Genomic DNA, 22,601 nt, shown 5'->3' with positions numbered 1-22,601 from the left:
GAAATCCTCATTAGAAGTTTATAATCCTTTGACCTCGAGAACCTGACCGCGGACGATACAATCGAAGGAACTTTTATTCGTATTTTGGAAATAATTCCTGACTTGCGTCGGAGTACATTCCAACAATTGCGAAGGTGATTGTGCGTATCGTTCCGTCCAGTCCGGAAGATTGACGACTCCGTCTATCGAGGACGTTGATGGAACATAAGTCGTCTGATATGCGATCTTCTCTTCGATTGCAGGAGGTTGAATTCCCTTAGGAAGAGAAATCCAAAACGCCTTTTCCCCCGACTTGATCAGGACCTCGATTCCTTCCGGTCGATTTTGATCCTTAAGTAGGGTTTGCGAGAGGAGATACGAGAGATTGTTCTGCAACGGTTCCGCACCGAGAATTTTTTCCCCCGTAAGTTCGGAATAAATTTCGGTGAAGTTCAGCGGGTTGATCGATTCCGATTCCGTATATTTTCCTGCATACGAAACTTTATTAAGCGAAGTCTCTGATAAATTTTCCGACGGAGTCACTGAGGAATGTGTAAAGTAAATTTGTCTACCTCGAAATACGATCGTCTTCGAATCCTTATCCGTACTTACACGCCGGAAGTAGGAAATTTCGAAGAGAGAATTTTTCGGAAGAATTCCCTTGTAAAATTGAATTTGCGAATTGGAAAAATAAGGAGCCGTAAAAAGAGAAAGTCGATATCCGGAGGATTGTAAATCCTGAAACGCGGAGGACAAAGTCGGATTAGGAATCTTTCCCTTTGCATTCGTCAAAAGGATTATTTCCTGATCTATGGATCGATTTCCGCTTTGAAACAGGGTTCTTTTTACGCGAAAGAGAGCTTCTGAAACGTCGTCCAAGCTCGATTTCCCCGAGGATTTCAAACTTCCTAATTGGGAGCGGAATTCCGACATAGACTTGGGTTTTGGAAAAATCGAAACCTTTCCTTCGGCAAAAGATACGAGCCGAATCCCCGTTCTGCCACCCCAAGATGAGTTCGAAACAAACGTACTCCATTCCTCACGTTCCCTCTGAAAGGAAGGAGACAAATCCACGATAAAAATCAATTCTCTCGGTTTGGATAGTAAGTTTGAATGCGCGTTTTGTCTACGTTTACTCGGCAAAAAAGGGAACGACTTTTCCGTCACGGAACGCATCAGAAAAAAAGGATCCGAAACATCCGAAAGATGAATCTCTTCCAATCTTTTTTGAACGCAGTTATAAACGGTCCGATCCAAAGAGATTTTATTTTGAAAACTCAGCTCGTCTCTTACAAGATATTCCGCTGTTGAATCTGCGCAAACTTTTGCGAAATCCTCTATGGAAAACCGGGTACCTCGGAACTTATCGAAAAGTTCCCTGTCTCTCAATCTTTCCGTCGTTTCCGCTTTCGTTCTTATAAGTAGATTCGCATAAAAAGCTCCGAACTTGGAAATTTCTTGAGAACGGTCATGAACACGTTCCAAGGAACTCGGAAGATTACCTTCCGCTCTTCCTGGGAGAAATAATATCCCCGCAGAAAGCAACGGATGTGTTATAAAAAGTAAGGAAAAAAATAAATTTTTGATCATCGGGATTTAGTGCGACGCAAATCGGTTTTGAAAGTTAATCCATCGAAATACACGATTCAAAAGCAACCTATTAAAAAATGAGTTGCATAAACTTAGTGAAGTATTAGTTTTTTTCATTTAGTAGATCAAGGAGAAAATAATGATCAATAGACTTATCGCTCTATCTGTAGCAACGATGATTTTCGCAGCTTGCTCCAGCACCGACACCGGACAAAAGGACGCAACGACTGTTGGAGACGGCGGCTGGACTTTTGAAGGATGGGGTGGACCTCCAGAACAAAGAAACGACGGAAAAACACCAAGAGATACGAATCCTAAAGACTGGTACTATATTAAATTTTCTTCCAGAGCTTCCGCTAAAGCAGTGGCAAAGAAGAGCCAGGCAATGATGCAATCTACTTGCCGTGAGGCTTCCAGACTTCAAGGAGCTTCCGACGTAGTTAAGAAAATGGTTGGTGAAACAGTGGAAGCTGCATCCGGAGTATCCGACGGTGAAGCGACCGCATCCGTAATCGTTTCTCAGTCTCAAGGTGTTGTAAAAGGAGTCGGTGTTTACGAGTGTAAAGCAACCGGATCCGGTTCCGATCCTAAAGATGTTTCTAAGGACAACTGGGAAGAATGTCAGTGTGTAATTTACGCTAAGTTCCCAGGCGGAAAAGACGCTCTTGTAGCAAAAGCGCAAGAAGTTTCCAACAAACAATAAACGAAAGATTTATCTTACGTTGTTTTGTTACAAAACCCCGCTTAACGGCGGGGTTTTTTTATTTATAATCTTTCTTATTTGAAACTCGATCCACCGAATTCAGTACAGAACTCTGTTTCGCTCATTGAAATGGAATTTAGACCGGTGAATTTGAAAGACGGGACGAAACATCCAACCCATCCGGTGCTTTCGACCTAAGACTAAGACCGCTCAAGCAAAGTATCACAAAACGAAAAGGGCCTCAAACCGAAAGACGGTCGAAGCCCTTTTTTCGTATGGGAAAATCGGAACGTTCTTTATTCGAGAGTAATTCCGAATTTACTCGCAAGATTGTTGATGTCAGCTATAAACTCGTCTTGTTTCGCCGCGGCTTTCTTTAAGGACTCCGTTGCTATTTGCAAAATCTTGGTTTTTTCCTCTTCAGATGCGTTGTTGAATTTAACCAATTCTTGGCTGGACTTTTTGAGAAGTTTTACGGTTTCCCCTAACAAAGCGTCCTTACTCAGAGAAGTAGACGCCGTTTTGATCCAAACGTCGTAGTAGTTTGTCAGTTTATCTTCCGTAAGAATGGAATCGTAACAAGTTACCTTGGAGAATTCTCCGATCACTTCCTGTTCCAGACAATACATACCTCGTTTTAATTTTCCTTTCGTGTTGGCGGTAATCGTAGGTTTTACGAAAGCGTCCTCCGAATCGTTTAACACGAAATAGACGTTTTCCGAAAAATTCTTTGCGGGAGCGTACCCTTCCTTATTTTCCACGGTTCTTACTTTGATAAAAGTAACGGCGGTATTCCCTTTTTTGGAAGCGACTTCGGCATCGACCGTTTCCAAACCGGTAACTTCTTCCATCCCGTAAACAAGACTTACTTGGTCCTCTTTTTTATCGGAACCTGGATTCTTGTAAATCCACTGATCGAAATTCGCGAATCTGGTCCCCAGAATTTGAACTTCTTTTTTTTCTTCCTTTTTACACGCGATCGATATCGTCAACGCGACGAAAAGGAATAAGAATAACTTTATCTGTTTCATATAGTAGAGATTTCTCCGTTTCACGAAGTTTTTAAGTTCGTTCCCGAAAATAGTCAAGGAAAATGTTTTTCACGTTCTAAGGAAGCGATTTCGATTTATAGTCGTACACGAATCAACCGAGTCGTACGTTCCAACGAGGGAAGGTTTTGAATTAAACGAGAACCGCTTGGGTCTTTTCTTTATCGGAAAAAATCAAATCTTCAAAGCGATTCCATTCTCGGATTTCCAAAAGCTCCGATTTCCATCGAGGATCGAATTCCAAACCGGAGAGATATTTAACGAGATGTTTCCGAAATAGAACCAGACCGAATTCTTCGCCGAACTCTTCGGTCATCCAGAGCGCGTGTTGCAACAACACCTCTCGAATTTCCTCCCAACTCAATTCTCGTTTTAGAATCGGAGAAAAAATCCACGGATTTCCGATCGCGTTTCTTCCGATTAAAACCCCGTCCAAAGCATAAGTTCGTAATTTCTGATTCGCTTCTTGGAAACTCGAGATATCTCCGTTGCCGAAAATCGGTATTTTCGCTTTGGCTTTCACCTCGCCGATCGCTTCCCAATCCGCCAAACCCGTATACGCCATTTCTTTGGTTCTACCGTGAACGGTAATGGCCTGCGCACCCGATTCTTCCAAAATATGCGCGACTTCCAAATAGTTTTTGCTTTGAGAATCCCAACCGATACGAATTTTCGCGGTAACCGGAACGGAAACGCGCTTTTTGATCGCCTCTATGATTTTGCCTGCGTAGGTCGGTCTTCTCAAAAGACCGGCTCCCGCTCCCCGCAAAGAAACCTTCCGAGTGGAACAACCCATATTCAAATCGATGATATCGGGCTTTAGCTCTTGAATGATTTCCGCGGCTTGTGCGATGTTCTCCAATCTGTTTCCGAATATTTGAAACGTAATCGGTCTTTCATCGGGTTCGTAATGAAATAATTTCATCGCCTTCGGAGCGCGGTGAACCAATTCATCGGTGTTGACGAACTCGGTGAACGAAAAGGCTGCTCCGAATTTCCGGCAAATTCTACGAGTGGGAGAATCGGAGATACCCGCCATAGGAGAAAGCGAAATTCTCCCGGGTATCACTACATTTCCGATCCGTATCATTGAATTAATTTTCGCCGAGTACGGTGAAATCCTGAACCTTGTCGTTGTCTTTCAGATCCACAAGACGAACTCCGACCGCTGTCCGACCTAATTTAGAAATATCGAATGCGTTTATCCGAATCGTCATTCCCTGTTGTGTGATAAGAATGATTTCATCTTCGTTACCGACGGATCCGGTTCCGATGGAGAATCCGTTCTTATCCGTAACTTTCAGATACGCCATTCCCTTTCCTCCCCGACCTTTGGCTGCGAATTCTTCGAACCCGAGGCGTTTACCGTAACCTTCTTCGGAGACGACGAAAATGTCCTCTCCTTCCTTGTATTTACTCAAACCCACGATCGCGTCGTCGTCGGCCAATCGCATTCCGGTCACGCCGCTCGCGGTCCTTCCTTGTGCTCGGATGATGTTTCCTTCGATTCGCAGCGCCAAACCTTTTCTGGAGAAAATGATGACCTCGTCTTTGTCGGCGATCGCTTCCACTTTGATTAGGTCGTCGCCGTCCCTAAGACCGATCGCGATGATGCCTGATTTTTTTACGTTGGAAAATTCCTTTAATTGAATTCGTTTAATAAAACCTCTTCGTGTAACAAGAAGGAGGTCCTTATCCATATCCTCTTCACGGAAAGCGAATACGGAAGAGATATATTCGTCTTCCCTTAAGTTGATGATCGCCTTTAGGGATTTTCCTCGCGCTTCTTTGGATGCGATCGGAAGTTCGTACGCCTTCATGACGTACACTTTACCGATATTGGAGAAAAACATGATACTATCGTGCGTCATCGCCGCTTTCATGATTTTGATCACGTCGTCTCGTTTTTGGGAAAGGCCTTGTATTCCCTTACCTCCGCGTTTCTGACGTTTGAATGTGTCGATCGGAAGTCGTTTTACGAACTGATCGTACGTAATCTGAATTACGATTTCCTCGTCGGCGATCAAATCCTCCGCATTGAAAGAGGAGCTTTCGATACTTTCGATGGAAATATCCGTTTTTCTTGAGTTACCGTATTTATCTCCGACCTCCTGAAGTTCGGTGCATACGATATCGTTAACGCGGGATGGTTTTGCAAGAATGTCCTTTAAATCCAAAATCAACTTGCGAACCTCCTCGAGTTCGTCGATGATCTTTTGAACTTCCAAAGAGGTCAGCCTTTGTAGTCTCATCTCTAAAATCGCATCGGTTTGAACGTCGGAAAGACTAAAACGCGCCATCAGTTGTTCTTTGGCTTCCGGAGGATTTTTAGAGGCTCGAATGACTTTGATCACTTCTTCGATATTTTCGAGAGCGATCTTCAAACCTTCCAAAATGTGCGCGCGCTTTTCCGCTTTGTCCAGATCGAACTGCGTTCTGCGTACTATAACTTCTCGTCTGTGCGCGGAATAGGCAGTTAAAATTTCCTTAATATTAAAGATTTTAGGTTTATTATCGAGAATCGCGAGCATCGTGATTCCGTAACTCACCTGTAACTGCGTCATCTTGTACAATTGATTGAGGATGACCTGAGCGTTTGCGTCTTTTTTAATATGAATTTCGACGCGGATTCCTTTTCGATCCGATAAGTCCAGAATTTCGGAAATTCCTTCGATCTGCTTATCGTTTACGAGTTCGCCGATCTTCTCTAAGAGAACCTTTTTATTGACTTGATACGGAATTTCGGAAACTACGATGACTTCTCTTCCGTTTTTCTTTTCTTCGATCTCTACTTTGGAACGAATACGAATCGAACCTTTTCCGGTCGAATACGCGGAAATCAGACCTTCTCCGCCTATGATAATTCCACCGGTAGGAAAATCGGGACCGGGAACGATTTTTAGGATTTCCGGAATCGTAATTTCCGGATTTCGAATCACCGCGATGACGGCCTCGATCGTTTCCTTTAAATTGTGTGGAGGAATATTCGTCGCCATTCCCACCGCGATTCCGGAAGAACCGTTGACTAAAAGGTTTGGGAAATTTGCGGGAAGAACATCGGGTTGTTGTTTCGTATCATCGTAATTCGGCGAAAAACTTACCGTTTCCTTTTCGATGTCGCGTAACAATTCTTCCGCGACCTTTTCGAGCCGCGCTTCCGTGTATCGGTACGCCGCGGGATTGTCTCCGTCTACGGAACCGAAATTTCCTTGTCCGTCGATCAAAGGAACACGAAGAGAAAAATCCTGAACCATTCGCACAAGGGCCTCGTAAACGGAGGCGTCTCCGTGCGGATGATAATTACCGATCACTTCCCCCACGATCTTAGCGCACTTAACGTAAGGGCGATCGCTTCTCCAAGCTCGTTCGTTCATCGCGTGCAGAATCCGTCTGTGAACAGGCTTTAATCCGTCTCTCACATCAGGCAAAGCACGACCAACGATTACGGACATCGCGTAGCCTAAATAGGCTTCCTTCATTTGATCTTCGATTTCTACGGGAATTACACGTACGCCGTTTTTAATCGCTTCGCCTATATCGGGTCTTCCGGCGATATTATAGCTGAGGACTTTTGTTTCGTTTTCCATCTCTTGACTCATTTCTATTTACCTTAGGATCAAAGATCCAAGTTTGCGACCTTAGCCGCGTTGACTTCGATGAACTGTTTTCTAGGTTGAACCTCGTCGCCCATCAGAATGTTGAAAGTCTCTTCCGCTTCGACGAAGTCGTCCAACTTGACCTTCAACACGACTCGGTTGGCAGGGTCCATCGTTGTTTCCCAAAGTTGTTCAGGGTTCATTTCTCCGAGACCTTTGTATCTTTGGATCACCACTTTAGAATCGCTTCCGAGCGATTTTAGGAGATCTTCCTTTTCTTTGTCCGAATAAACGTACGTGGAATTTTTTCCGTGTTTGATCAGATACAAAGGAGGTTGTGCGACGTATAAATATCCTCTTTCAATGACGGGTCTCATGTATCGGAAGAAAAACGTAAGCAACAATGTGCGGATGTGCGAACCGTCGATGTCCGCGTCTGTCATAATCATAATCTTATGATATCGGATCTTATCGACGTTGAATTCATCCTCCCCGATTCCGGTGCCGAGCGCGGAAACCAAAACGCGGATTTCTTCGCTGGAGAGAATTTTATCCAGACGCGCCTTTTCCACGTTGAGAATTTTTCCTTTTAAGGGAAGAATAGCCTGTGTATTTCTATCCCTACCTTGTTTCGCGGAACCTCCGGCAGAATCACCCTCGACGATATAAATTTCGGATAAGGCCGGATCTTTTTCGGAACAATCCGCAAGTTTACCGGGAAGGCCACCGCCTTCAAGAACGGTCTTTCTTCTCGTAAGATCGCGCGCCTTTCGAGCCGCTTCCCGAGCTTTTGCCGAAAGAATACATTTTTCTAATATCTTTTTCGTGATATTCGGATTCTCTTCGAAAAAAAGCGTTAAACCTTCGCCGGTCAAGGTTTGCATAATACCCTTAATCTCTGCGTTTACCAGTTTCTCTTTGGTCTGGGAATTGAATTGCGGTTGGGGAATTTTGATCGAAATCACGGCCGTCAAACCTTCCTTAACGTCTTCTCCCGAAAGACCCGTCGGATGTTTTTTGGAAAGAGTGCCATCCTTTTTCAGATAATCGTTTAAGGTTCTGGTAAGCGCCGCTCGAAAACCTTCCAAGTGGGTTCCACCGAGATTGTTGTTGATGTTGTTCGTAAAACAGAAGATGTTTTCCGTGTAGGTTTCCGAGTATTGAATCGAAATTTCCGCAAGGACGTCGTCCTTATTTCTTTCGAAATGGATCACCTTGTGCATCGGATGTTTGTTTTCGTTGATATGCTCCACGAAAGAGACGATTCCGCCGGAAAACTGAAATTCGTTTCGTAATAGATTCTCCGCTTCGGAACCTTTTCTTCGATCTTCGACGATCAGTATCAGACCTTTATTCAAAAAAGCTAATTCTCGGAAACGCGCGGACAATACGTCGAACTGAAAATCGACCGTAGTAAAAATACCGGAATCGGGTTTAAAACGAACGATGGTTCCCCGCTCTTGCGTATCCCCCACGGTTTCGACGGGAGAAACGGGAATCCCTTTTTCGTACTTCTGCGTATATATTTTTCCTCTTTGATGAACTTCGACGACCAACCATTCGGAAAGCGCATTGACGACCGAAACCCCGACCCCGTGCAAACCTCCGGAAACCTTGTAAGCGTCGTTTTCGAATTTTCCTCCCGCGTGAAGAATGGTCATAACCACTTCGATGGTGGAAATTTTTTTATCGGGATGAATGTCCACCGGGATACCGCGACCGTTGTCTCGAACTTCGATTATATTGTCGGGGAGAATGCTGATTTTGATTTCGGTGCAATGTCCGGCCATTGCTTCGTCTACGGAATTATCGACGACCTCGTAGACCATTTTGTGAAGTCCGGTTTCGTCCTGAGTGCCTATGTACATTCCAGGACGTTTTCTAACAGCTTCCAGACCTTCTAAAATCTTAATCTGACCGGCGCTGTAGCTTGCTTCTTCTTGACTCATTTTTTCCAGACCTCAGGAATAGTTTTCCTGAAAACCGTAAGGAGGCAAGGAAATTCAGTTTTCGATCAGATATATTGAAGAATCTCGAGGTATCGTTTTTTGATTTCCGGATCGGTTTCTTTTTCAAGAATCGCGATCAAATCTTCTTTACCTTCTAAACCTTTTTTTTCGTTCGTTTCCGGTTTCGGGGAAGGATAGGAAGAGGTCAATTTTCCGACGGAAATTTCGATGGAACGAACGGAACCCTTCCCTAAATACTGGGCCGATTGTCTCAGGATTCGGTTTTGTAGAAAAAGCAGTTCTTGTTTGTAAGCGTTGTGAGAAACGACGATCCGTAACTTTCCGAGTTGAAGCGAAACGACTTCGGAATGAGGAGCGAACATCGGGCCGACGACTTCCTTCCAACGGTTTCTTAACGTATGAAGGGAAATTTTCTCCCGCAAACTTTCCTCCGTAATTCCTAATTGCTGAAGAATAGATCGAAATTCGGAAGTATCGATCTTTTTGGAAGAAATCGGATCTTCGTTCATTTTGAAGGACTTACGACTCCGTTTTTGATCAGAAAAATCTGTTTTTGATCTTCTAATTTTCCGACATAATCCTGAATTCCCTCGAGGTCCGTTGTCGTAAAAAAAGCCTGACCGGCATTGACCACGAGATCAACGAAATATTCCCTTCGTTTTACGTCCAATTCACGAATCACATCGTCGATCAAAAGGACCGGGGTCGTATCTAAAACCTGTTTGTAATAATTGAACGTCGCGGCTTTTAACGCGATTACGGTGCTTCTTTTTTGTCCTTGCGATCCGAATTCGGTGATGTCCCTGGAATCCGCTCCGATAAAAAGGTCGTCTCTGTGAATCCCGACGGACGTATACCCTAAACGCAGATCTCTTCCTAAATTACGTTGCAACTTTTCGGAGAATTCGGCCTCGTCGTCTACGTCGGGGTCATAGGAAAGATTCAGAGCGTCCTTTCCTCCGCTGAGTTTTTCCAGATTCGATCGATAATACGAGTTCAACTCTGAAACGACGGATTTTCTTTTTTCCAAAATGATCGAACCTTTTTCGATCAGACGTTTATCCCAGATCGACAACAGGGAGGAATCGACGTTACCGCTTTTTAAAAGTGCGTTTCTATGTTTAAGAATTTTATTATATTCTAACAAACAATCCAAATAAAACGGATCGAATGAGGAAAGAAAAGCGTCTAAAAATTTTCTCCTTTCGGACGGTCCACCTTCGATGATTTTAAGATCCATCGGGGTTAATAGAACGGTGATGAACTTTCCGATCAGATCTGTCCTTTTTTTCACCTCTTCCTGATTGAGTTTCAATTTCCGTTTAACGGTCGGTTTAGAGGAATAACCGATTTCCAAAACGAAATCTTTGCGGTTATCCCTTACTTTTCCTCGGAGAAAGTAATTGGATGCTCCCCATCGAATTAAATTGGAATCCTCCGATTCGCGGAAACTTTTCAACCAGGAAAGCATACAAACCGCTTCAAGAAGGTTCGTTTTCCCTTCTCCGTTATCACCCACGAAAAAAATGAGCCTGGAATCGAAATCCAGGCTCAACTCTTCGTGACTTCTGAAATTTTGAAGTGAAAGATGCGTTAAAAACATTACGACGTTCCGCAAAAATGGAGGAATTCAGTTTCGATCACGTTCGTATGTTCCCTGGAATAAAACTCCTACAACTTCATCGGCATAATCACGGAAATAAATTCCGGATCGGAAGGATCTTTGAAGATCACCGGAGAACTGGAATCGGAGAATTCGATACGAACTTCATTGTCGTCAATCGAACGGAAAATATCCATCAGGTATTCGCCTTTAAACGCGATCGTAACTTCTTCTCCGGAGTATTCGATCGGTTTGTTGATGCTCGCTTCCGATGCGCCTAACGTTTGAGCGAAGAAGTTCAGATTATTTTTTCCGAAAGTCAAACGTACCTGTCTGGAAGGTTCTTCGGCTGCGGTCATAACCTGACGCAAGGCCACTTGGAATTCGTCCTTGGAAATGCCCGTGGAGAATTTCGTACTTTTAGGAATAACTTGTTCGTAATTCGGAAAATTTCCTTCGATCAACTTACATAACAATTCTATGTTATTTGCGGACGCATAAATTTGACCTTCCACCAATCCAATATTCCCCGTTTCGGAAGTGGCGATCATTTTGGAAATTTCACGGATGGCTTTTGCTGGTACGATTATGGATTCCTTAAACTGAAGCGGAGAAGGAAGAGTTCTTTCTATTTTACAAAGTCTACGTCCGTCCGTTCCCACAAAGATCAGTTTATCCCCGTTGGGAATCATATAAAGACCGTTAAAGATAAATCTCTGATCCTCGTGTGCGATCGCGTACGAAGTTTTGCGAATCATATCGTTTATCAGAGTGCTTGGAAAGGAAGAAACTTGAGAAGCCGATACTTTAGAAATCGTTTTGATTTCCTCCGCATCCATTCCGCTGATTTTGGATTTATAATCATTCTTTCCTGAAGAATCCGTGATATATGCGATGGATGAATCTCCGTCCGACTCTTCCAAAGATAAGGTAGTCTCTTCGAAGTTGATCGTTTTAAAAAAACTGGAAAGTTGTTTAGCGGGTAAGGATATATTTCCCGGCTGAATCACTTCCGCAGGTAAGGACGTTTTGATTGAAATTTCAAGATCCGTAGCGGAAAGAAAAACCTCTTTTCCTTCGGCTTCTATTTTAAGATTTGATAATACTGATTTTATCTCTCTTGCGGAGATTACACCTTCCACAGCGTGAATCGCTTTAAGGAATTCGGATGTATTTACTTTGATTTTCAATTTAGTTCTCCTAAGGTATTTCTTTATTAAATAAATTCTTATTATTGTACAGTTGTAGAAGTAGTACCTGTAAATATGTGTATAAAAACGTATTCTTGTGGAATACTGAAATATGTCTCATTTTTTTTGAAAAGAGAATTTTCGTTTCCGACATAATTCTTAAGTAAATTTCCCAATGAAAGCGACAGTAATTTTGTATTATGTCTTATTTACAGAAATGCGATACGTTATTACTAATTTTTTTATGGTTTATTTACAGTTTATTTACAGTGTTTTTTTCTTCCGAAACAACTGCAGTATCACTGCAATTTATACTTGGAGCCGATTTTCTCGATTAAAAAACGAAGTTCTTTATTCGAAGAGAGAAGTTCTTCCGCTTTTCTAACACCGTGAATTACCGTAGTGTGTTGCGTTTGGAATAATCTTCCCACCTGCGATTTATTCACTTTAAACACGGTATGAAGCAGATAAAAGCAGATATGACGCGGTATGATGAGTTCTTTTTTTCTACTTTTTCCCATGATCTCGGAAGCGTTCAAATTGAATTCTTTTGCGACGGATTCTATGATACGATCGTGGGAAAACTCCACGTTCTTTTTTCGATAAAGACGGTTTTTGACGATTTCCTTAACTTTTTCAAGATTCAGAAATAATAAAGAATACGATTTTTTATAAAGATATATGTCGTTCAACGCTCCCAAAAGAAGCCTTGTATCTTCTTCTATTTGATCCGCGAGAAAATCGAGAATATCTTCGCTTAATCCCAAATCCATAATTTTGGAATGGTGAGCAACAATCCCTTTCCGAATATCGCGATCCGGATATTGGATGTCCGCTTGTACTCCGGTGACGAATCTAGATTTCAAACGATCGTGGATGGCGAGTTCGGAGCTTGGACGATCAGAAGCGATGACGATCTGTCTCTTTCTTTCAAAGAGAAAGTTGAACAACGCGAAAAATTCGTCCTGCGTTTTTTCCGCGTTCGTGGATAAGAGCTGAATGTCATCCACCAGAAGACAATTGTAGGACTGATACTTGATCTTAAAACTTTCGATCAACTCTCTTGATTGAAGTGCGAAACGAAACTCGTTCATAAACGAGGATATATCCACGTAACAAACCGTTTTCCAAGGATCCTTTTTAAGGAGTTCGGATCCGATCGCGTGCAACAAATGAGTTTTACCGACGCCAACGTTTCCGAATAAATACAAAGGATTTATATCCGCGGGTTTACGGACGCATTCTTTGGCCGCAGTAAAGGCGACTCGGTTGGAATCTCCCACCACAAAGGATTCGAAAGAATAATCCGGATTGAATTGAAATTCTTTTTGATCGAACGACTTTTCTAAAATCGAGTGAAGAGGAGCGGCCGTTTTACTTTCGATCAGAATTTCCACGGGAATTTTATCACCGTAGGTTTCTAAAATCGCGGTTTCAATCAATCTTTGATACTTTCGTTCGACGTGTGTTTTGATCGTGGCCGAAGGCGCTAAAAGTATACATTTTTCCGCGTTGAGAGTTTCTAATTTTAGGGTATCGATGAACCTTTCATAGTATTGAGGAGAGATTTTTTTTGATACTTCCTCTAAAATTTTATTCCAAGCTAGGTTCAACGGTTCCTCCGAAAAAAATAAAACGAAAAATCCCGAAGAACGGGATCATTTTGGATATCGGTTCGGAAATTTATTTCCAAACCGGTCGAATAAGACGGCTTTTCACTTCGTTTCCGGAGACCCAAAAACGTACGAATGAGAATACAGTATTTTTGAAAGAAGTCTTGTACTCAAATGAAAATTCCCGAATCCTAAATTTCTCCGAAAAAAAGAACGGGTTTATGTTTGGGATAATAAATTATGTCTCAAACGGAGAATTCTGAAATTTTAGTCTCGTTTCGACTAACGTGTGTTAAATATCGAACGCGGAATACATTCAATATTTGGAATGTTTTTAGAGTGACAATTGAAAAAACAATCTCGCCAGAGCGAACGTTTCCAGACCTGTGATTCGTTTGTGGACGGTTTCCTTAAATTGAAAGACGGATTCTATTTTTGCGAGGTTGTTTTCGTAGTCTTTTCTCGTGTATTCATAGATAAGGACGAGACTTACGAGCTCCAAAAATTCTTTGTATGAAAAATTTTCTTTCCATTCAGGATGTTCGTCTTTGTAAGTCGAAATCCACGACTCAAGATTGAGAAGATCCAACTGAGTTTCCAAACGATCCTTGATTTTTTCCTGAACCAATTGAATGACTTCTCGAGGACATTCCGAAAAAGCGAGACTTCCTCCCTGAAACGGAAGGATAGGAAGACCGATTTGCGAATGAATATTAGAAAGTTCTTTTTGACTTAGATAACGAAACGGAACACAAATGGCGCGACTGACGATCGTTTCTTTGAGTTTGTCCAGGTTATCCACGATAAAAATAAATCTGGAAAACGGAGGAGCTTCTTCCAAAGATTTTAACAAAGCGGTTTCGGCTTCGTGCCCGATTAAGGAAGCGTCCGGGAACACGATAAAGCGCACCTTGGAGAGATGCGGTCTATAATTCAAACGGGATCGTATCAACCAACGGATCGAAAACTCTTCGGGGTTATCCTCGTTTCCGATGGGAATTTGTTTTCCGGATTCTTCGGGAAATCGAACGTAATCCGGGTGAGAGTTGTTTCGAAACGCTTTGCAGGAAGCGCATACGCCGCAAGAGGTTCCTTCTAAACACAATATGTTTTTGATAAAACGTTCGGATGCGGATTCTTTCCCTGTCCCTTGCGGTCCGTGAAAGATCAATAAGGGCGGAATCGTTTCCGGTTTTGATACGTAACGTTTCAAAAAGGTCAGAGCGTTTTCTTGACCTACGATTTCGTCCAATTGAAACGCGGGGGAATTCATTTTTCCTAATATACCGGTGTGAGCCAGTGTTTGTATTTTTCGTCCCTGTTGACGACCAAGTTGAAAAACTGACTTTGAATTTTTTTAGTGATCGGCCCCATCTCCGAATTCCCCACTTTTCTGTGATCGATCTCGGAAACCCACGCGATTTGAACTCCCGTTCCGGAAAAGAAAACCTCGTCCGCGATATACAACTCGCTTCGAGAAACATCGCGCTCGATCACTTCGATCCCGTTATCTTTTGCGATTTGAATCACGCTTCTTCTCGTGATCCCTTCCAATAAGGAAGCGTTGATTCCGGGCGTTATGATTTTTCCATCGCGGACAAGAAAGATATTTTCTGCGGATCCTTCGCTTACGAAACCGCGCGCGTCCAAAAAGATAGCTTCGTCAAAACCGTTTTGTACCGCTTCGGATTTCGCGAGCGCAGAGTTTACGTAACCGCCGGAAACTTTGGACAAGGTCGGTATAACCGCGTCGTCGAATCTTCTCCAACTGGAAACCATGGTTCTTAGTCCGCGTTTCGTATCGAGGTAATCGTCGAGTTGAAGTATGTAAATCGCAAGTTGTGTCGCAACGTCGTGAAATCGGGGAGACAACTGAAGCGCGGAAGTATAAACGAAAGGTCGAAGATATATATTCTCCTTATAACCGCATTGACGAATCAGATCGACGGTTATGTCACGCAATTCTTCTTTCGTCTTATCCAACTTCAACTGCATGATACGGGTCGAGTTGATCAGTCTTTGATAGTGGTCCAAGATACGAAACAGATAAACGTTGTCCGTATCTTTGTCATAATAACCGCGAAGACCTCCGAAGACGGTTGTTCCATATTGGAGAGCGTGCGTTTGTATGCTGATTTTAGCTTCGGATTCGGGAAGGATTTTTCCTTCGAAATAGGATAGTTTCTTGATGGATTCTGCCATGGAACAGGAACCTGATAAGTGATATAATTCCATGAATCAATATGTCTGGTCTCCTGTCGATTCATCTTGCACGGAGACTTTCGCTACTTTTAAAATACTCCTTTTTACGTTGAATAATCTTTTTTCAGGAAGTTGCTCTCGATGATCGAATCCAAAACCCATTCTTTTTTTCCGAATCGTTTCGATTGTGTCGTCGTCGGCGCGGGTCACGCGGGTTCCGAAGCCTCGTATATCGCGTCACGCGGGGGAGCAAAAACTCTCTTGATCACGATGAACTTGGATACGATCGGACAAATGTCCTGCAACCCTGCGATCGGTGGAATCGCAAAAGGCCATATGGTGCGTGAAGTGGATGCGCTCGGAGGTTTGATGGGAAGGGTCATCGATCAAACCGGAATTCAATTTAAGATGTTGAATACATCCAAGGGTCCAAGCGTTTGGGCTCCGCGCGCTCAAGCAGAAAAAAAAGAATATCAACTCAAAGTGAAACACACTCTCGAAGCGGAAAAAAATCTTTCGATTCGACAAGATACGGTGGAGGAACTTCTCATTGAGAACGATCAAGTGGTAGGAGTTAAGACGGGTCGAGGTTTCGAGATTTATACGAATCATGTTATCTTAACTACGGGGACATTTCTTTCTTCTCTCGTTCATATCGGAACGTATCAAAACGAAAACGGAAGAATGTGCGAACCGACCGTGAAGGGATTGTCCAAGTCCCTCGCTAAGTACGATTTAAAATTAGGACGACTGAAAACCGGAACTCCTCCCAGGATCCATAAAAACTCCGTGGACTTTAGCGAACTTGCGATTCAGGAAGGGGATCCTCATCCTTCTCCGTTTTCTTTTTCAACGAAGGAGATCACTCGTACACAAATTCCTTGTTATATCACGTATACGAATTCGGAAACACACAGACTCATTCATGAGAATCTGAGTTTATCTCCGATGTATTCTGGACAAATCAAAAGTACAGGTCCGAGGTATTGTCCTTCGATCGAAGATAAGGTGGTTCGTTTTGCAGATCGAGAACGCCATCAGGTTTTTTTGGAACCGGAGGGATATGAAACCTCGGAGATTTATCTCAATGGAGTTTCGACCAGTCTTCCCGAAGAAGTCCAATGGAGATTGGTGCGTTCTTTGAAAGGATTGGAAAACGCGGAAATCGTTCGTCCCGGTTATGCGATCGAATACGATTACGTGGATCCGACGGAACTCAAACCTACTTTGGAAACGAAGAAGATTCGCGGTCTTTATCATGCGGGTCAGATCAACGGAACCACGGGTTACGAAGAGGCGGCCGCTCAAGGTTTGGTCGCCGCTTATAGTGTGCTTCGTTCGTTAAAGAATCTTTCTCCTCTTTTATTCAAAAGAAGCGAATCGTATATCGGAGTTTTGATCGACGATCTCGTTCACAAAGGTGTGGAGGATCCGTATAGAATGTTTACGTCTCGTGCGGAACACCGTCTTCTTCTAAGACAAGACAATGCAGATCTACGATTGATGAAATACGGATACGAACTCGGACTTGTCGATCAAGAAAGTTACGAACGGATGAATGATAAATATTCGCGGGTCAACGAGGTTCGTGAGAAAATTTATAGGATTCCCTTAAAACCTTCCGATGGATTTCAAACACTCTTGGATCGAAAGGGTATTTCGAATTACAAGTTCGGAATGAAATTGGATTCTTTTTTAAAACGTCCCGAGATTAAGATCGCCGATGTGGAATTTATGATTCCCGAGGTTGAATCTTGGTCGGAGCTCGATAAGAACATTCTCGAAATGGAAATCAAATACGAAGGATATATCAAACGCGAGTTGGAAACAATTCAATGGAAGAATAAGTATTTGGATCTGAGTATTCCGGATGATTTGAATTACGATTCGATTCCAGGTTTAAAGAAGGAAGCGATTCAAAAATTAAAATCACATAAGCCGATGACCTTGGAAAAAGCGTCGCAGATTTCCGGCGTGGATCCGAGCGATATCGATCTCATTTTGTATCATATCAAAGGCAGAAAGAAACAAGAAGTCTGAATTTTTCTTTTAGATTGTGGTCGGAACTCCGAACTTTTGTACGGAGTTCCGACCTTTTGAATTTCCTGCTAAAGTTTCCGCATCCAACTCGCCTACCCCGCTTCCATTTTTTTTGTTTCACGTGAAACGAATTCGGCTTTCACGATTTCATTTCTCGTGGAACGTCCAGATTGATCTTCTTTCAATCTGTCGTAATTCCGACATCTTTCTATTTCTCGATTTGAAATGGTCGTAGGAATTCCTAAATTCGAGCGGAAGAATCTGCTCGTTAAAAAAATTATACGATGCAGACGATGTCGCAGATTTAAAAAAACAAAGTCCGTTATATATCTAATTTAGTAGGAATTCCTACCGCCTCTAAAATCAAAACGACGGTATTCCGAAAGCCAACCTCAAAGCAAAAAGCTGTTTCAACGTTCGACAAAGGTTGGGAAAATGTTCGATGCATCCGGTTACGCTACGAACAAGCTAACCGGATGAAACTGGCCGGGTTATTTATAGAGAAGTTCGTGAGTTTTGAGTAATTCCCACTTATTGTTCTGTTTCACGTGAAACGTAAAACTCTGAAGTCGATTATCCGACCCGTAATTCATTAGATTTTTTCTTTCTTGTTCTCCTTGTACGTTAATCCTAGAAAGCAACCTTCCCGTTTCATCATATTCGAACTTAGTCGAAGCGATCTGCTTCTTTTCTTCGTTATAAATATTCTGAATCAATGCTTTGGGATTTTTTTCATCTGAATTCAAGGTGAACATTTCGACTTCTTTAGAGTTTGCCCAAGTCGTTTGTCCCGATTTTACGAATTCCTTATCCCAAGCGCTGACGCTGGATTTAAGTATGGGTTTATTTTCACGATCAAAAACTTCGATGAGATCGATCTGTCCTTTAGAATTATATCGGAATAATCTAGTTTCGATTAAAATCGAATCTTTGTCGAAGAGTTCTTCCCGAACCACTTTGCCGTCTTTGTATTGGAAGAGGGTGGCCCCGTCCGGTTTTCCGTCTTCGGTCCAATAAGATTCTTTGATCAATTTTCCGAAGGAGTCGTATTCGTAACCGGCACTGTAGATGACTTTGCCGTTTGCATTCTTAACGATCTCTTTGACGGGACCGTTTGAATAATTTCCTAAAACATATTTATCGATGTGCGACCACTTTCCCGGGGTCACAGCAAGTATGATTTCCGGCAAAAGCAGGAGTAAAAACAATCCTCGTTTCATTTTCAACCTCTACGTTTCAATCATCGGATATCTTATGAAAAGGTTAACCGGCAAATCCAGGTTCCGCCGTTAAAAAAGACGCCGATCTTCGGTTGTAAATGCCTTGAAAGGAAAGAGGGACACGTTAATCTCACCCGCACTGAGGAGATGGAAGATGAATTGGAAGAAAATAGCTTTGGGTTTTCTCGGAGCTTTGACTTTGTTTTTGTTATATACGATTTTTTTTACGGAGAAAGGAATTCAGTCCATTCCTCCTAAAACAAAATTCGAAACGAAAGACTACGCGAAAATTTCGGAGGAAGCCGCCAAAGATCTTCAGAGTTATCTGAGAATCAAAACGGTTCGCGGTAACGAAAAACAAGCCGCTCTGTTTTTGAAAAGCCTCTTTGACAAACGCGGAATTACGACAACTATCATAGAGGTTCCCGGAAAACCGGATCGAGCGAGCATTTACGCCGAGATCAAAGGAACGGATCCGGAAGGAGGTTTGATTCTTACGAATCATATCGATGTTGTCGAAGCCGATCCAAAGGATTGGAATGAGGATCCTTTTTCCGGAATAAGAAAAGGAGACCGTATTTTTGGACGCGGCGCAGTCGATGTGAAGGGTCTCGGAATCATGCAGTTGTATGCGTTCTTTTTAATTCACGACTCGGGAATTAAATTGAAAAAGAATCTGATGTATCTCGCTGTCTCCGACGAAGAAAGCCGTTCCGAATTCGGAATGAGATTTTTAATCGCCAAACACCGAGAAATTTTCAACGGATACGAATTCGTTCATAATGAAGGCGGCGTCGGAACCAAAGACGTGGTCATCAAAGGAAGTAAGATCTTTAACATTCAGCACGCGGAAAGAGGCGCAGTATGGTTGGATCTCGTAGCCGAGGATATTCCCGGTCACGGAAGTACGCCGCCGATTCGTTATTCCGCACTGAACCTCATCGACTTTCTATACGAACTCAAAAAAATGAACGAGGTTACGATCATTAAGGATGAGACCGCTTCTTTCTTTTATCAAATGGGTGTCGTAAGTCCCTTTCCGAATTCGTTCATACTCAAAAGATCGAGAAATCCTCTTTTAGGAACCGTTCTCAAAGGTGTGATTCAGACGAACAAACATCTTCGAGCAATGACAAGTAACTCGGTGAGTATTACGGGAGTTGATACGCACTACGCGGGAATTAACGTGATAACTTCTAAAGTAAACGGAAGCGTGGACATTCGAATCCTTCCCGGTTTCAACGAGAACGAGATTTACGAAAAGGTAAAACAGCTCGGTGAAAAATACAACGTACAGGTGACTGCGAGGCATTTGGAACCGGGGACAACTTCTCCCGTCGATTCCAAATACTTTAAAATTCTTTCGGGTGTGGTGCAGGAAGTAGTACCGGGTTCGGTGGTCACTCCGTTTTTGTCGCCGGGAACTACCGACTCATCGTATCTACGTTTACTTGGATATAAGTGTTACGGTTTGATTCCGGCTCTATTGACTTCCGAAGAGATAGACGGAATTCACGGCAAAAACGAAAGCACTACCGTGGAACATTTAAAAACGGGAATCGAAATTCTTCATAAGTCGGTTATCGAATTCAATAACTACGAAGAATGATTCTTTTCTAAAAGAAGAGTCCCCGAAACCGGAACGGAGAACGTCGATTTAGTCGGCCTTCTCCGTTTTTAGTTTTGGATTCCCTCCGGAGGAGAATTAAAATCTCCGAATACGATTCGCAACTCCTTCAACAAGTCCAACAGAGTTTGTTTTTTTCTTTCCGAAAAATCATTTAACAAGGTTTCAAAGTGGGAAAGTATTTTTTTCGGAAGAATTTTTTCATACGACTTTCCTGTTTTCGTAAGGGTGATCAAGGTCGCTCTTTTGTCTTCTTTCGAGGTTTCGCTTTTTACGAGATCTTTTTGAACCATCCTCGCAATCATTCGAGAAGCGGAAGGTGCGTCCTGCAAAGTTATATGTATGATTTCTTTCTGAGTCAGGGATTCTTTTTCCCAAAGAGCGGCTAACACCTGCCATTGTTCCGGAGTAAGGTTGTAATCACGAAGACAGCGGGAAAGTTCTCTTCGAAACAAAAGCGCCACACGATGTAAGTTGAATCCGAGTTGTTTGTCTAAAACGAACATACGGGAAGAATTTCGTTTTATATCGATTCGTCCATTTATTTGTTTAAACAAGTAATCGATTCAAAATCCGATTTCTTTCTTTTATCCGAAACGGTTCCGATTGGAATCGAACCCGTCGTAAGGTTTTAGGAATAAAAATGTCGGTGAATCTTCTTTCGTAGGATTCATCGGTCTGGACAAGTTCGAAGCAAATTCTAAGTTAGCAACATGAAAGATCCGGAACAGTTTACGAACTCATCGATTTGGGAACGGTTGCGGGAACGTTTTCCGAACGAAGCGGATTCGATTCTTCCTCGTTTCGACTGGGACCTCATCACGGATTTCACCAACTTCCTTCGGGCAAAAAACGAAGAGGGAGGTTTTTTTTCAAAAAGAGACGGAGAGGAAATTTTAGATCGGCACGTTTTAGAATCCGTTTATCATGTTTTTAAAATCGACGAAACGATTTCTTCTTGGAAAGGAATTCGATTGGGCGACGCGGGGACCGGTCCGGGAATTCCGGGATTTTTCTTTCGTTGTTTGCTGGAACATCCAATCGTATTTCTTCTCGATTCGCAAAAAAGAAAGTTAGCTCATACGGAAAACTTTGTTAAAAAAAACCGAATTTCCGATGTTCAGTTTCATTATCTGAGAACGGAAGAATCGAAATTTTCCCTTGATTATGTCGTATCGCGTGGATTTATCCCGTATCCGTTTAGCGTAGAAGCGGTCTGTAATCTCATAAAGGTCGGCGGAACTTATGTCCCATTTTTAGCAAAACATGATATTGATATAAAATTAGAAGAACGTACGCTTTCGAATTGCGGCTTCGTTCTAAATTCTTCTTTGAATTTGCCCTCGCTTGACTTTTTAGGCATGCGACATATTAAATTCTTGAAAAAGGTTTCTAGCCCAAGGCATGGTTATCCAAGAGCTTGGAAGGATATCAGCAAGGAGAGTAAGGGCGGCAATGGGAAAGATCGTATCCATTAGTAATCAAAAAGGCGGCGTCGGAAAAACGACGACATCCATCAATCTTGCGGCCAATCTCGCTTCGATCGGGAAAAAAGTTTTGATCATCGATATGGATCCTCAGGGAAATTCGGGTTCCGGACTCGGCATTGAAATCAACACTCTCGGCAAAACTTCGTATGAACTTCTGTTAGGTGAATCTTCGGCGGTGGAGTGTATTCAGCACACGAACGTTCCCAATCTGCAGATCATTCCTTCCAACATCAACCTAAGCGGCGCGGAAGCGGATTTACTCGCCGAAGAACAAAGAGAATACCGCCTGAAAAACGCGGTTTCCGGTCTTCGAACGGAATACGATTATATTCTGATCGATTGTCCTCCTTCGTTGGGGATTTTGACGATCAACGCGCTTTGTGCTGCGGACAGCGTGATGATTACCTTACAAACGGAGTACTTCGCTTTGGAAGGATTAACCCAGCTGATGAAGATCATTTCTCTCGTTCAAAACCAACTCAATCCTTCCCTTGAGTTGGAAGGTGTTCTTCTGACGATGTTCGATAAAAGAACGAACCTCGCCAATCAGGTTGCAGAAGACGTAAAATCGTATTTTAAAGATAAAGTATATACCACGATCATCCCTAGAAACGTTAAATTGAGCGAAGCTCCTTCTTTCGGTCAAACGATCATGAGTTACGATCCGGATGGAGTCGGCGCTCAGAGTTATAGAAGTTTAGCTCTGGAAGTTGCAGGGAAAAATTAAGA

General features: G+C 42.7%; 17 protein-coding genes and 1 pseudogene. 5 read left to right on the top strand and 13 right to left on the bottom strand.

All coding sequences use genetic code 11. The annotated features are described in order from the left end of the window. Positions 1 to 18: 18 nt before the first annotated feature. Positions 19 to 1,569 carry an LIC10012 family protein gene (locus EHQ17_RS18170; protein ID WP_135593737.1) on the bottom strand — a complete coding sequence of 517 codons (1,551 nt, stop codon included), beginning with the start codon at positions 1,567 to 1,569 and terminating at the stop codon, positions 19 to 21. A gap of 139 nt (positions 1,570 to 1,708) precedes the next feature. On the opposite strand from EHQ17_RS18170, the gene EHQ17_RS18165 reads away from it, so the two are divergent. Further along, positions 1,709 to 2,272 carry a lipoprotein LipL21 gene (locus tag EHQ17_RS18165; protein ID WP_135593739.1) on the top strand — a complete coding sequence of 188 codons (564 nt, stop codon included), beginning with the start codon at positions 1,709 to 1,711 and terminating at the stop codon, positions 2,270 to 2,272. A 296-nt stretch (positions 2,273 to 2,568) separates the two neighbouring features. On the opposite strand, the gene lenA is transcribed toward EHQ17_RS18165, so the two are convergent. The 10 genes from lenA to EHQ17_RS18110 form a co-directional block, all read right to left on the bottom strand. Further along, positions 2,569 to 3,303 carry a lipoprotein LenA gene (gene lenA / locus EHQ17_RS18160; protein ID WP_135593741.1) on the bottom strand — a complete coding sequence of 245 codons (735 nt, stop codon included), beginning with the start codon at positions 3,301 to 3,303 and terminating at the stop codon, positions 2,569 to 2,571. 151 nt (positions 3,304 to 3,454) lie between these two features. Beyond that, positions 3,455 to 4,411 carry a tRNA dihydrouridine synthase DusB gene (dusB, locus tag EHQ17_RS18155; protein ID WP_135593743.1) on the bottom strand — a complete coding sequence of 319 codons (957 nt, stop codon included), beginning with the start codon at positions 4,409 to 4,411 and terminating at the stop codon, positions 3,455 to 3,457. A 4-nt stretch (positions 4,412 to 4,415) separates the two neighbouring features. Next, positions 4,416 to 6,920, bottom strand: a complete 2,505-nt coding sequence (gene gyrA / locus EHQ17_RS18150; RefSeq protein ID WP_135593745.1) for a DNA gyrase subunit A — start codon at positions 6,918 to 6,920, stop codon at positions 4,416 to 4,418. Positions 6,921 to 6,937: 17 nt separating this feature from the next. Next, positions 6,938 to 8,866, bottom strand: coding sequence for a DNA topoisomerase (ATP-hydrolyzing) subunit B (gyrB, locus tag EHQ17_RS18145; RefSeq protein ID WP_135593747.1), 1,929 nt, complete (start codon positions 8,864 to 8,866; stop codon positions 6,938 to 6,940). A 65-nt stretch (positions 8,867 to 8,931) separates the two neighbouring features. Continuing rightward, entirely contained in the window at positions 8,932 to 9,396 is a 465-nt protein-coding gene (locus EHQ17_RS18140) for a DciA family protein (protein ID WP_135593753.1), read from the bottom strand. After that, positions 9,393 to 10,490 carry a DNA replication/repair protein RecF gene (gene recF / locus EHQ17_RS18135; RefSeq protein WP_135593755.1) on the bottom strand — a complete coding sequence of 366 codons (1,098 nt, stop codon included), beginning with the start codon at positions 10,488 to 10,490 and terminating at the stop codon, positions 9,393 to 9,395. Before recF ends, EHQ17_RS18140 begins: the two co-directional genes overlap by 4 nt. Positions 10,491 to 10,558: 68 nt before the next feature. Then, entirely contained in the window at positions 10,559 to 11,680 is a 1,122-nt protein-coding gene (gene dnaN / locus EHQ17_RS18130; RefSeq protein ID WP_135593757.1) for a DNA polymerase III subunit beta, read from the bottom strand. A 299-nt stretch (positions 11,681 to 11,979) separates the two neighbouring features. After that, the gene (gene dnaA / locus EHQ17_RS18125; RefSeq protein WP_135593759.1) at positions 11,980 to 13,293 is read right to left on the bottom strand and encodes a chromosomal replication initiator protein DnaA; all 1,314 of its coding nucleotides are present in this window, start codon (positions 13,291 to 13,293) and stop codon (positions 11,980 to 11,982) included. Positions 13,294 to 13,627: 334 nt separating this feature from the next. Next, positions 13,628 to 14,566, bottom strand: coding sequence for a hypothetical protein (locus tag EHQ17_RS18115; RefSeq protein WP_135593764.1), 939 nt, complete (start codon positions 14,564 to 14,566; stop codon positions 13,628 to 13,630). A gap of 5 nt (positions 14,567 to 14,571) precedes the next feature. After that, the gene (locus EHQ17_RS18110) at positions 14,572 to 15,495 is read right to left on the bottom strand and encodes a branched-chain amino acid transaminase (RefSeq protein ID WP_135593765.1); all 924 of its coding nucleotides are present in this window, start codon (positions 15,493 to 15,495) and stop codon (positions 14,572 to 14,574) included. Positions 15,496 to 15,636: 141 nt separating this feature from the next. On the opposite strand from EHQ17_RS18110, the gene mnmG reads away from it, so the two are divergent. Then, on the top strand, positions 15,637 to 17,535 hold the full coding sequence (gene mnmG / locus EHQ17_RS18105) for a tRNA uridine-5-carboxymethylaminomethyl(34) synthesis enzyme MnmG (RefSeq protein WP_135593766.1): 1,899 nt from the start codon (positions 15,637 to 15,639) through the stop codon (positions 17,533 to 17,535). Positions 17,536 to 18,026: 491 nt separating this feature from the next. Here the strand turns inward: mnmG and EHQ17_RS18100 are convergent. Then, positions 18,027 to 18,743, bottom strand: a pseudogene (locus EHQ17_RS18100) (hypothetical protein); the annotation flags it as partial. A gap of 166 nt (positions 18,744 to 18,909) precedes the next feature. Between EHQ17_RS18100 and EHQ17_RS18095 the strand changes: the two are divergent. Further along, positions 18,910 to 20,364 carry a M20/M25/M40 family metallo-hydrolase gene (locus EHQ17_RS18095; RefSeq protein WP_135593771.1) on the top strand — a complete coding sequence of 485 codons (1,455 nt, stop codon included), beginning with the start codon at positions 18,910 to 18,912 and terminating at the stop codon, positions 20,362 to 20,364. A 68-nt stretch (positions 20,365 to 20,432) separates the two neighbouring features. On the opposite strand, the gene EHQ17_RS18090 is transcribed toward EHQ17_RS18095, so the two are convergent. Beyond that, positions 20,433 to 20,888, bottom strand: coding sequence for a MarR family winged helix-turn-helix transcriptional regulator (locus tag EHQ17_RS18090; RefSeq protein WP_135593773.1), 456 nt, complete (start codon positions 20,886 to 20,888; stop codon positions 20,433 to 20,435). A gap of 207 nt (positions 20,889 to 21,095) precedes the next feature. Between EHQ17_RS18090 and EHQ17_RS18085 the strand changes: the two genes are divergently transcribed. Next, the gene (locus tag EHQ17_RS18085) at positions 21,096 to 21,860 is read left to right on the top strand and encodes an RsmG family class I SAM-dependent methyltransferase (protein ID WP_135593775.1); all 765 of its coding nucleotides are present in this window, start codon (positions 21,096 to 21,098) and stop codon (positions 21,858 to 21,860) included. Next, positions 21,838 to 22,599 (top strand): ParA family protein, encoded by a 762-nt coding sequence (locus tag EHQ17_RS18080; protein ID WP_135593778.1) that lies wholly within the window; start codon positions 21,838 to 21,840, stop codon positions 22,597 to 22,599. Before EHQ17_RS18085 ends, EHQ17_RS18080 begins: the two co-directional genes overlap by 23 nt. The last annotated feature ends 2 nt before the right edge of the window (positions 22,600 to 22,601 follow it).

The organism is Leptospira gomenensis (assembly GCF_004770155.1).
GTDB classification, from domain to species: domain Bacteria; phylum Spirochaetota; class Leptospiria; order Leptospirales; family Leptospiraceae; genus Leptospira; species Leptospira gomenensis.
This window is presented reverse-complemented; position numbering and strand designations above follow the sequence as displayed.

Coding starts and splice junctions, on each gene's coding strand:
- gyrA (WP_135593745.1), bottom strand. CDS start 6,920: ATGAGTCAAGAGATGGAAAACGAAACAAAAGTCCTCAGCTATAATATC.
- EHQ17_RS18115 (WP_135593764.1), bottom strand. CDS start 14,566: ATGAATTCCCCCGCGTTTCAATTGGACGAAATCGTAGGTCAAGAAAAC.
- EHQ17_RS18165 (WP_135593739.1), top strand. CDS start 1,709: ATGATCAATAGACTTATCGCTCTATCTGTAGCAACGATGATTTTCGCA.
- mnmG (WP_135593766.1), top strand. CDS start 15,637: ATGATCGAATCCAAAACCCATTCTTTTTTTCCGAATCGTTTCGATTGT.
- EHQ17_RS18110 (WP_135593765.1), bottom strand. CDS start 15,495: ATGGCAGAATCCATCAAGAAACTATCCTATTTCGAAGGAAAAATCCTT.
- recF (WP_135593755.1), bottom strand. CDS start 10,490: ATGTTTTTAACGCATCTTTCACTTCAAAATTTCAGAAGTCACGAAGAG.
- gyrB (WP_135593747.1), bottom strand. CDS start 8,866: ATGAGTCAAGAAGAAGCAAGCTACAGCGCCGGTCAGATTAAGATTTTA.
- EHQ17_RS18080 (WP_135593778.1), top strand. CDS start 21,838: ATGGGAAAGATCGTATCCATTAGTAATCAAAAAGGCGGCGTCGGAAAA.
- EHQ17_RS18170 (WP_135593737.1), bottom strand. CDS start 1,569: ATGATCAAAAATTTATTTTTTTCCTTACTTTTTATAACACATCCGTTG.
- EHQ17_RS18140 (WP_135593753.1), bottom strand. CDS start 9,396: ATGAACGAAGATCCGATTTCTTCCAAAAAGATCGATACTTCCGAATTT.
- lenA (WP_135593741.1), bottom strand. CDS start 3,303: ATGAAACAGATAAAGTTATTCTTATTCCTTTTCGTCGCGTTGACGATA.
- dusB (WP_135593743.1), bottom strand. CDS start 4,411: ATGATACGGATCGGAAATGTAGTGATACCCGGGAGAATTTCGCTTTCT.
- EHQ17_RS18085 (WP_135593775.1), top strand. CDS start 21,096: ATGAAAGATCCGGAACAGTTTACGAACTCATCGATTTGGGAACGGTTG.
- EHQ17_RS18095 (WP_135593771.1), top strand. CDS start 18,910: ATGAATTGGAAGAAAATAGCTTTGGGTTTTCTCGGAGCTTTGACTTTG.
- EHQ17_RS18090 (WP_135593773.1), bottom strand. CDS start 20,888: ATGTTCGTTTTAGACAAACAACTCGGATTCAACTTACATCGTGTGGCG.